Here is a 9,499-nt window from a genome sequence, read left to right as displayed (position 1 = left end):
GGGATCTCCAGGGAGTACAGGGTGATTCAGGCAGGCGTGGGGTTCAACGACTCCAGGGGACGGGTGGCCGCGTCGACGCCGCCGCGCAGCCGGAATATCCCGATCGCGGCGACTCCGGCCAGCCAGCAGGCCACCACCAGCAGGTAGGAGGCGGTGGCACCCATCCGGGTGGCGAGGTCAGGCAGGGCCAGGGTGCCGACGATCGCGCCGATGCGGCCGACGGCGACCGAGAAACCGACACCTGCGCCTCGCAGGTGAGTGGGGAACAGCTCGGTGAAGGTCGGGTAGGCGGAGGTCCAGGCGGCGGTGGCGAAGGCGTTGGCGGTGATGAAGGCGAGCGTCACCCACGCCGCGCTGCCGCTCGCGGTGGCCCAGGCGAGCAGTCCGACCCCGGCCGCGGCGAGCGTGTAGGAGGCGGCCACCGTGCGGTGGCGGCCGAGCCGGTCGAAGACCAGCGACATGGCCAGGCCGCCCACCAGCGCGCCCACGTTGCCGACGATGAAGAAGAACGGCACCTGCGCGTGCCCGATGTGCACCTGCTTCAACACCACCACCGACAACAGCGCGAAGATGCCGTAGTAGCCGAACGCCTCGGCCAGATCGAGAACCGAGCCGAGCGCGAGGCGTCCCGGGTGCCGGCGCAGCAGCTCACCGAGCGCCTGGTGGGGAGCCGGTGCCGGAACCGGCGGCGCGTCCGAGGCGCCGTGGCCTTTCTCAGGGATCAGGCCCGATCGCCGCTCCATGCGTACGACGACGGCCTCCGCCTCCTCGTAGCGGCCCTGGGAGACCAGCCAGCGCGGCGACTCGGGGATGCGGCGCCGGAAGTACAGCACGACCAGTGCCAGGAGGCCGCCGATCACGAACAGGTAGCGCCAGGAGACGGCGTCGTCCAGTGCGAGCGTGTTCAGCAGCAGATACGCCAGCAGCCCGGCCAGCACCGCCCCTGCCGCCCAGAAGTTCATCACCACCGCGCCGACCCTGCCGCGCACCCGGGCGGGCATCAGCTCGGCGATGGCCGCGTTCACGATGGCGTACTCGGCGCCCACGCCGAGGGCGGCCAGGAACCGGAAGGTGTACACGAAGCCGAGCGCCGGGCTGAGCCCGGTGAGAACGGTGAAGGCCGCGTACCACAGCAGGGTGAGTACGAACAGGCGGCGGCGTCCGAACCGGTCGGCGAGATGGCCGCCTGCGAGCGCGCCGAGCAGGATGCCGGTGAGCCAGACCGCGAGGATGGCGTCCTGCTGGAAGACGGTGGCGTGGAAGTGGGTGCCGAGGGGGCCGACGGCGCTGCCGAACAGCTGGACTTCGAGGGAGTCGAAGAGCCAGCCGGCGCCGAGCGCGACCATGATCGTGGTGTGCAGGCCGTTCCAGGGCAGCCGGTCCAGCCGGGCCGCCAGGTCGGTGGGTATACGGGCGTGCGCGGACGCTTCGTTCGTGGTCATGCGCTGGAAACCCGCTGGGGGCCGGTCGCCTTCCGTCTGTGGCGGAGAAGGCGGGCCGGGCCCTTCGCGTAGCGGCGGCGGATGTGCTCGGGATGCACTCCGGCGAAGTACAGCAGCTTCAGGTACTGCATGAACAGGATCATCCGCCACACCCCGTGCTCGACCAGGCGGCGCGCCGAGGCGGTGGAGGTGGCCGGGAGGATGGCCAGAGACCCGCGGCGGTCGAGGCGGCGGGACATCTCCAGGTCCTCCATGATGGCCAGGTCCGGGAAGCCGCCGAGCTCCTCGAAGACGCTGCGGCGGATGAACATGGCCTGGTCGCCGAAGATGTGCCGCAGGTGCCGGGCGCGGGCGTTGGACGTGTACGCGAGGTAGTCCAGGCCCGGAGTGCGGCGGTCGAAGCGCAGGGTCAGCCCGCCACCGACCACGATTGGGTCGGACATCGCCGCGCGAATCTGGACGAGGGCGGCGTGGTGGATCTCGGTGTCGGCGTGGATGAACCACAGCACCTCGCCGCTCGTCTGCCGGGCTCCGGCGTTCATCTGCTTCGCCCGGCCCCGCTCGCTGTGCACCACCTTGGCGTGCAGGGAGGCGATCTCGACGGTGGCGTCGGTGGAACCGCCGTCGACCACGACGAGTTCGCAGCCAGGAAAGTCCCGGCACAGACGGCCGAGCGCCGCCTGGATCGTGCTCTCCTCGTTCAGCACGGGCACGATGATCGACACGGATGTTTCGCGCGGTGTCGTGGTCGTCCGCCCTCCGCCGGTGAGTCTCATACATCCTCCCGTGACTGCGGCGATGCGAGCACGGCCGCGATCCTCGACGGCAGGGCCGGGTCGACCAGGAACTCGGCGGCATCCTCCGGGGTGTCCAGATCGCGCAGCGGGGCGAGAAGCCCGGTGCGTAGCCCGGCCTCGCCAGCGAGTTCGAGGGTGGTGGTGAGCACCTTGTCGGTGCTCCACCATGCCGGATCGAGGGCGAACAGCTCGGTGTGCGGCGCGCCCATACCGATCAGGTAGTAGCCGCCGTCCAGTGCTGGGCCCAGCACTGCGTCCCGGCTCTCCAGCGTGCTGAGCGCGTCGATGAGGTGATCCCGGGTCAGGGTGGGCGCGTCGGTGCCGATCACCAGCAGAGGGCCCGCGCCGTCGGCGAACGCGTCGGTGACGGCGAGGGTCAGCCGTTCGCCCAGGTCAGTGCCGCGCTGGCACAGCGTACGGGTGCCCGCGGGCAGGGGTGGGCCGAGGGCATGGGCGCTGGGATGGTCTGCCGGGGCATAGGCCAGATACGTTCGATGTCCTGTCGACCGGGCTGTGTCGAGGGCGTGTTCGATGAGTTGGGCTTGCAGGTGCGCGCACCGCTGTGGGCCCAGCAGCGGGTGCAGCCGAGTCTTGACGGTGCCCGGCCTGGGCGGCTTCGCCATGATCAGTACGGCGGGTGCGGTGGTGGCCATCATGCGTCGAACCGGTGGACGAACCCGGCAGGAGCGACCGACTCCAGCCCGGACACGGCCCCGGCCACGAGGTCGGCGAAGATCTGCTTACTCGCGTCCATCCGGGCCAGCAGCGCCTCGACCGGCTCCGGTTCGGGGGCCACGCCGTTGGCGTAGTCGGTGACGAAACCGACCAGTGCCAGGGGCAGTTCTGTCTCCCCGGCCAGCACGACCTCCGGACCGGCGGTCTGGCTGACCGCGGTGACGCCGGCGGCGCGCAGGGCGGCGATCTCGCTGCGGCTGTTGAAGCGCGGCCCGTCCACGTGCCCGTACACACCCTGCGGCACGACCGGCACACCGAGTTGTCCGGCGGCGCCGATGAGCGCCTGGCGGAGCGGCTCGCTGAAGGGCCGGTCGAAGATCCAGTGGCCGCGGCCCGGCTGCCCGGGGGTGTCGTACCAGGTGCACGGTGATCCGTCGGGCAGCCGGTTGGCGGGGAAGTACAGGTCGTCGAAGACGACCAGCGAGCCGGGTGCGGCGGCCGGGTCGGTCGAGCCGCACACGGTCAGGGAGATCACCGCGTCGACGTTCCGCGCGCGGAGTGTGGCGAGGTTGGCCTTGTGGTCGACCTGGTGGGACAGGCGGCTGTGGCCCGTGCCGTGCCGGGACAGCTGGATGATGTCCGTGCCCTTGAGGCGGCCCTCGGTGACGGTGGCTTGCCCGTGGTCGGTGGTGACGGCGTGGGTGACCGCCCCTTGCAGGTGGGGCCAGTTGTAGCTGCCCGAGCCGGTGATGACGCCGATGCGCATCCGGATCTCCTCTCCTTTCACTTGCTTGCTGACGTGCGGACTTCGACGATCGGGAGCAGCTTGCGCAACTCGGCGTTCTCCACGGGGTCCAGGACCGAGTGCTGCACGCAGGCCGGTACCAGGGTGCCGTTCTCCGGGTGGGCCATGGCGTACTGGCAGGCGGCCAGGCGTTCTTGTGTCTCGCGGATCTTCGGGTCGTCGCTGCTCTCGCCGCGCTGCATCAGCTCCCAGGCCGGGGCGACGTCGGCGGCGTCCATGAACATGTGCATCACGAAGGTCACCGGCCGGACACGGAAGCCGTGCCGCAGCAGCCTTCCGGCACCGACCCGGTGCACCGTCCGGGCCAGCCAGGAGAACGCTACGGCGATGGTGTGCGGGTGGCGGGCGACGACGCGCACCAGCTTGGCGGCGAGCAGCGCCGGTGGCGTGCCGGTGAAGTTGACCTTGCCGAGGTGGCGGAAGAAGGCGTCGCGGACGGCGAGGTCACGTGGGTCGTCGCCGTCGAGGAAGGGGAACCAGCGAGGGCCGACGTAGAAGCCGTAGGCGGTGCGGTTGCAGCGCACGTCGCCGTTGTGGAAGACGTTGTGGTCCAGGCGGGTACCGGCGCCGCGCTCGATCTCGGCCCACACCGCTTCCGGCGTGGCCGCCCGGTACTGCTCCTTCCAGCGGCGTTCGTCGCCGACGAACGCGGCGGGCTGGAAGGAGAACATGCCGTACCCGGCCGCATGGTTGTCGCGGATGACGTCGGCGACCTCGTCCAGGTTGCCGGGGGTGACGGTCATGTTGTGGGCAAGGAAGAACCGGACCCCGTGCTCGCGCCTGAGCTTGCGGAACTTGGCCGCGAACCGTCGACGACAGGTGTTCAACGCCCTTTCGCTCGGCGGGCGTTCGACGCCGCGCCGCCCGTACATGAACTTGTCGAAGTGTGCGGCGAAGGACAGCCGGTCGAACCGCTTCCTGCCGTCCGGCCCGAGCGCAAGCTGCTTCAAATAGTCGTAGTCGAAGTCGCCGTGGGTGAAGCTCATCGGTTCGCGGCCCTGCTCGCGCATGATCCGCAGTGCGGCCGCGTGGTCGTCGGGCGGCAGCAGGCTCACCTCGCCGCCGATCAGCTGGGTGTGGGCGCGCGGGCCGCGGAGCTTGCGCAGCAACTCCATCTGGGCGGCGATTTGCTCGCGGGTGTGGGCGCCGTCGATGCGGACGGCGTTGGCGTCCCGGGAGTGGTAGCAGGGGGTGCACTTGAGGTTGCACTTGGGGAAGACGCCGTGGGTGCCCTCGCAGCCCACGCCGTGCTGCCCGATGATCTGTGCCGGAGTTTTCACGCCGTCGGGCAGTTCGGCCCAGCGGCGTGCCATCGCCTCGGCGAACTCCGGATCGTAGGGGCGGGTGGCGCGCTCCAGGGCACGCAGTCTCGCCACGAGTCCCATCAGTTCTGTTCCTGCTTTCCGTGTGCGGTACGGCTGGCCCGAACGGCCGACGAGGGTATGCGGGGCCCGGAAAGGCCCAGTGAGAAAGCCTGGCTGCTCCTGTTCCTGCGGAGGAGCAGCCGGGCGTACAGCAGCATCAGGGCGTCCTCGGCCGGCACCCACCAGCGCAGCGGCTGCGCCGCGTACCGGCCGAAGCAGCCGCAGTTGTTCACGGCGAGCCCGCGCACGTACGCCTGCACGGCCAGAGCCGCCCAGACCAGGTTCACACCGGTGAAGATCCATACCGGGGTGCGGGCCGAGGAGCGGGGCCGGGCCAGGAACCACGCCCCGACGGTCGCCTCACCGGCGATCAGAGCTTCGGCGAGGGCGGTCGAGCCGGCGCCGTTCGTCAGCCGGTAGGCGTCGAGAATGCCCGGCATCGCGTCAAGGGACGCGAGCTGGCCCGCGGCCATGGCCGCGAACAGAGCCCCCAGAACGAGACGGAGGATCACCGCCGTACCCTCCTTCGCAGGGCCATGAGGCCGCCGATGACACCCTTGGTGCGGGCCAGCCGGCCGTAGACGTCGAGCAGGGCGGCGTGCCAGGGCCCGTCCGCGTACGTCGGATACGGGTGCACCGTCCTGGCGTACTGCGACGGCGTCCAGCCCAGCCGTACGGCTGCGGCCAGGTGCGCGATGGTCTCCCCGGCGCGCGGGGCGACCACCGTGGCGCCGATGATCCGGCCGCGCGGGTCCAGCACCAGGGTGGTGAAGCCCTCGGTGCGGCCGTCGGCGACCGCCCGGTCCACCCGGTCGTGGTCAAGGGTCAGTACACGCGCCCTGCTGCCGTGCCGGACCTGCGCTTCCTCGGCGGTCAGGCCGACCCGGGCGACTTCGGGGTCGGTGAACGTCACCCAGGGCACGGCGTCGTAGTCGATCCGCCGCCGCACGCCGAGCAACGCGTCGGTCGCGGCGGCCCCGCCCTGCACTCCGCCGAGGTGGGTGAAGGCCGAGCGGCCGGTCACGTCCCCGGCGGCGTAGACGCGCGGGTTGTTGGTGCGCAGCCGGTCGTCCACCCGGACGTTGCCCCGCTCGTCCAACTCCACGCCGGCCGCCTCCAGACCGAGCCCGGCCGTGTTGGCGCGGCGGCCGGTGACCGCCAGCAGCGCGTCGTACGGCAGCGGATCATCCGCACCGTGCAGCGCGCCGTCGGCCACCCGCTCCGCCCGGTACCCGGTCAGCACGGTGACACCCTCCGCGACCAGGCGTTCCCGCAGCACCTGCGAGGCACGCGACTCCTCTCGGGGCAGCAGCCGGTCCAACGCCTCCACCACCGTCACCTGCGAGCCGAGACGGGCGAAAGCCTGGCCCAGCTCGCAGCCGATCGCGCCGCCGCCCAATACCACCAGACGTTCCGGCAGTTCGGTCAGCTGCCAGATGGTGTCACTGGTCAGGGGGCCTTCCTCGGCCAGTCCCGGGATCGGTACCAGGGCGGGGGCCGAGCCGGTCGCGATGACCGCGTACCGGAAGGAGATCTCCCGCTCCCCGGCCGTGAGCGTGCGCGGCCCGGTCAAGAGGGCCGGGCCGTACGCCACCTCCACGCCGAGCCTACGTAGTTCGTCGGCGGAGTCGTGCGGCTCGATCGCGACGATCGCCCCCTTCACGTGGCTCATCGCCGCCGCCAGGTCCGCCCGTCCGGTGGGTGCGTCCAGGCCGTACCGGCCGCTGACACGTGTGGCCTGGACCTCGGCGGCCACGTGCAGCAGTGCCTTGCTGGGCACGCACCCGGTCCACAAACAGTCCCCACCCAGCCGGTCCCGCTCCACCAGCAGAACCCGGGCACCGAACCGCCCCGCCGTCCGCGCGGCCGTCAGCCCGGCGCTGCCGCCGCCGATGACCACCAGGTCGTACGCGTCACGCGCGTCGTACGCGCTCATCGAACCGCCTCACTCGCCCTTCCCGTACGCACCCGAACTCCTGTCCCGCTCGCTGGTACGGGCAGGAAACCCGGCCGGGTGGGCGATCCCTTCCCTTCGGGTACGACTATTCGCGCGAGAGCCGGAGACAGCCGCGAACGGCACCGCTGCGGCGTGTCCCCGAGGTCCCTGAGGAACAGCAGCCCAGGTCCAGGGGAATGACGGCTGCGGCCCACCGGGTCTCCGGCCAGGCCGCCGGCCGGCCCTTCGGACCCGCCCGACGCAACTTTGGAGGCCTCCGCTGCGGGGGCTCGGGCGACCGAGTGGACATCTCCTCCCTGCACCTGCTTGCTCGTCCGGCCACCTCAGGGACCGGGAGGCGTGGACGTGCCTGCGATGCGGTCGGCGAGGCGGCGTATCCGGAACTCGGTCAGCGAGGTGGGCGCCCGGTGCGGATGGCCGCGTATCGACGCTTTCATGAGCCGCAGGGCGAGAAGTTCGCCGCTGCACGCCCAGCAGCGAGCTACATGGGCCGCGACGCGGGTGTGCCGCGCCCCGGTGAGCTGACCGTCCGCGTACACCCCGACCGCGCCGCGCAGCCGTAGATGGCGCAGCTTCTCGCGGCACTCCGCCCACCACCGGCACGCCCTGGGGGCACTCAGCTTCGTCATGCACCGGAAACCCTCGTCAAGAGGCAGCACATTCCGTGGAATGCTCCACTTGGTGCGCAGGGTTTCCAGTCCGTGGGAGACACAGTGGCGCATCCGCAGGAGGTGCGGGACAAGGCGTTCGCGGAGTTCGTGCTGCCCGAGGTGGAGGTGCTGCTGCGGGTGGCGATGACGCTGACCGCGCAGCCCGCCGACGCCGAGGACCTGGTGCAGGACACCCTGCTGCGCGCCTACAAGGCCATCGACCGGTTCGACGGGGAGCATCCGCGTGCCTGGCTGCTGACCATCATGCGCCGTGCCGAGATCAACCGGCACCGCCGCCGCAGGCCCCACCTGCTCGACGACCCCGACGCCGACCTGGACCGGCTGACCGCGGCCGACACGGTGGCCTCACCGGAGGAGGTGGTGGTCGGCGAGCACTTCGACGAGGTGGTCGGCGCCGCGCTGGCCGCCCTGCCGGAGAAGCACCAGCAGGTCGTACGCCTCGTGGACATCGGCGGGCTCAGCTATGCGGAGGCCGCGGACGTGCTGGAGGTTCCGGAGGGGACCGTGATGAGCCGACTGCACCGAGCCCGCAAGCGGATAAGGACCCAGCTGGCGGCGGCCGGACTCGCGCCGAAGAGGAGCTGGATGTGATCGGGCACCGGGGCGGGGCGGGACACCGCCGGATGACCTGCATGCAGGTCGCACGGGTGCTCCAGACGTGCCTGGACGGCGAGGCAGACGAGATCACCGCGCAACGGGTGGCCGCCCATGTGGAGGACTGCCGCCGCTGCGGTCTGGAGACCACCGTCTATCAGGAGATCAAGAACTCGCTGGGCCGCCAGGAGCTGCCGGACGAGACCGCCATGGCACGCCTGCGTGCCTTCGGCGCCACCCTGGTCACCGCAGGACCGGCTGAGGCGTGCGACGAGGGGGCCGGCCCCGACGGAGCCTGAGCCAGCCGGCGTGGCTGCCGCAATGACCGCGCGGCGTTTCCGGTCCGCACGGCAAACCTATGGAGGACGGGTGCCGCACCACACCGACATCGTCGCGATCGGGATGGGGCCCGGGGGCGAGCATTTCGCCGGGCGGCTGGCCGAGGCTGGGCTTCACGTCACCGGCGTCGAGGCCGAACTGGTCGGCGGCGAGTGCCCCTGCTCCCGACCCACCACACCGAGCACATCCACCCGGGCACCTCCGACCTGGCCGCGCTCCGGCCGTCACCCAGAAGGCGGACCGCACAACCTCGGTTTGCGAAGGCGCAGACATGCCGAGTGACGTGGGAAAACAGCTCGATCGGAGCCACGGCTGAGCTGCATATGGGTGATCGAAGGGGATCAGTTCGCGTCGCAATACACGTCAGCACGACGCTTTTATCCCTATATGACGGATTACCCTCACGCGGTCACCGAGGCCGCATCCGGCTGAGGAGACAATCATGCACCCTCGTCACATAGCCGCCGCTGCCCTCGCCGCCGCCACAATCTCTCTGACCGCTCTCGCCGCGCCGGCGAACGCGGGGCCGGGCCCGACGGGCACACCCGGCGCCTCATCGAGCTGCACCATGCGGCGATCCTCCGCCACCACGATGTCGATGACTTGCACCATGGCGATGCCGTCCACCATGACCATGCCGTCCACCATGACCATGCCTTGCACCATGGCGATGCCATCCGCCATGACGAAGTCGTCCGCCATGACGAAGTCGTCCGCCATGACAATGACTTGCAGCATGGCGATGCCATCCGCCGCGCCGACGACGCGGATTCCGCCCACTCCTCACGGGACTGTCGGAGCCGGCGCAGGTGGCATGGTCAAGAACTCGTCGCCCGCGAGGCTCGCGGCCGGGGC

The 9,499-nt window shown here is 70.9% G+C and carries 11 protein-coding genes; 2 read left to right on the top strand and 9 right to left on the bottom strand.

Going from position 1 to position 9,499, the window contains the following annotated elements:
- Window positions 1-26: 26 nt before the first annotated feature.
- From ACFY1J_RS07235 to ACFY1J_RS07200, 8 genes are all read right to left on the bottom strand, one after another.
- Entirely contained in the window at window positions 27-1,442 is a 1,416-nt protein-coding gene (locus tag ACFY1J_RS07235; protein WP_390707157.1) for an MFS transporter, read from the bottom strand.
- Window positions 1,439-2,218, bottom strand: a complete 780-nt coding sequence (locus tag ACFY1J_RS07230) for a TIGR04283 family arsenosugar biosynthesis glycosyltransferase (protein WP_390707158.1) — start codon at window positions 2,216-2,218, stop codon at window positions 1,439-1,441. The genes ACFY1J_RS07235 and ACFY1J_RS07230 overlap by 4 nt, the downstream gene beginning before the upstream one ends.
- A complete protein-coding gene (locus ACFY1J_RS07225; RefSeq protein ID WP_390707159.1) occupies window positions 2,215-2,895 on the bottom strand; it encodes a TIGR04282 family arsenosugar biosynthesis glycosyltransferase in 681 nt (226 codons plus the stop codon). Before ACFY1J_RS07225 ends, ACFY1J_RS07230 begins: the two co-directional genes overlap by 4 nt.
- Window positions 2,892-3,680: an MTAP family purine nucleoside phosphorylase gene (locus ACFY1J_RS07220; RefSeq protein ID WP_390707160.1), complete on the bottom strand. Its 789-nt coding sequence runs from the start codon at window positions 3,678-3,680 to the stop codon at window positions 2,892-2,894. Before ACFY1J_RS07220 ends, ACFY1J_RS07225 begins: the two co-directional genes overlap by 4 nt.
- Before the next feature lie 17 nt (window positions 3,681-3,697).
- On the bottom strand, window positions 3,698-5,104 hold the full coding sequence (locus ACFY1J_RS07215; protein ID WP_390707161.1) for a radical SAM protein: 1,407 nt from the start codon (window positions 5,102-5,104) through the stop codon (window positions 3,698-3,700).
- On the bottom strand, window positions 5,104-5,595 hold the full coding sequence (locus ACFY1J_RS07210; RefSeq protein WP_390707162.1) for a MauE/DoxX family redox-associated membrane protein: 492 nt from the start codon (window positions 5,593-5,595) through the stop codon (window positions 5,104-5,106). Before ACFY1J_RS07210 ends, ACFY1J_RS07215 begins: the two co-directional genes overlap by 1 nt.
- Window positions 5,592-7,019, bottom strand: coding sequence for a dihydrolipoyl dehydrogenase family protein (locus tag ACFY1J_RS07205; RefSeq protein ID WP_390707163.1), 1,428 nt, complete (start codon window positions 7,017-7,019; stop codon window positions 5,592-5,594). The genes ACFY1J_RS07210 and ACFY1J_RS07205 overlap by 4 nt, the downstream gene beginning before the upstream one ends.
- Window positions 7,020-7,363: 344 nt before the next feature.
- Entirely contained in the window at window positions 7,364-7,669 is a 306-nt protein-coding gene (locus ACFY1J_RS07200; protein WP_390707164.1) for an anti-sigma factor family protein, read from the bottom strand.
- Between the two features lie 72 nt (window positions 7,670-7,741).
- On the opposite strand from ACFY1J_RS07200, the gene ACFY1J_RS07195 reads away from it, so the two are divergent.
- On the top strand, window positions 7,742-8,302 hold the full coding sequence (locus ACFY1J_RS07195) for an RNA polymerase sigma factor (RefSeq protein ID WP_390707165.1): 561 nt from the start codon (window positions 7,742-7,744) through the stop codon (window positions 8,300-8,302).
- Window positions 8,299-8,604: a zf-HC2 domain-containing protein gene (locus ACFY1J_RS07190; protein ID WP_390707166.1), complete on the top strand. Its 306-nt coding sequence runs from the start codon at window positions 8,299-8,301 to the stop codon at window positions 8,602-8,604. Before ACFY1J_RS07195 ends, ACFY1J_RS07190 begins: the two co-directional genes overlap by 4 nt.
- A gap of 493 nt (window positions 8,605-9,097) precedes the next feature.
- Here the strand turns inward: ACFY1J_RS07190 and ACFY1J_RS07185 are convergent, their stop codons facing one another.
- Window positions 9,098-9,424: a hypothetical protein gene (locus tag ACFY1J_RS07185; protein ID WP_390730821.1), complete on the bottom strand. Its 327-nt coding sequence runs from the start codon at window positions 9,422-9,424 to the stop codon at window positions 9,098-9,100.
- Window positions 9,425-9,499 lie beyond the last annotated feature (75 nt).

It is taken from the genome of Streptomyces sp. NPDC001406 (assembly GCF_042895285.1).
Classification (GTDB): domain Bacteria; phylum Actinomycetota; class Actinomycetes; order Streptomycetales; family Streptomycetaceae; genus Streptomyces.
Note: the sequence above shows the minus strand (reverse complement) of the source record. Positions and strands in the feature narration are given on the sequence as shown.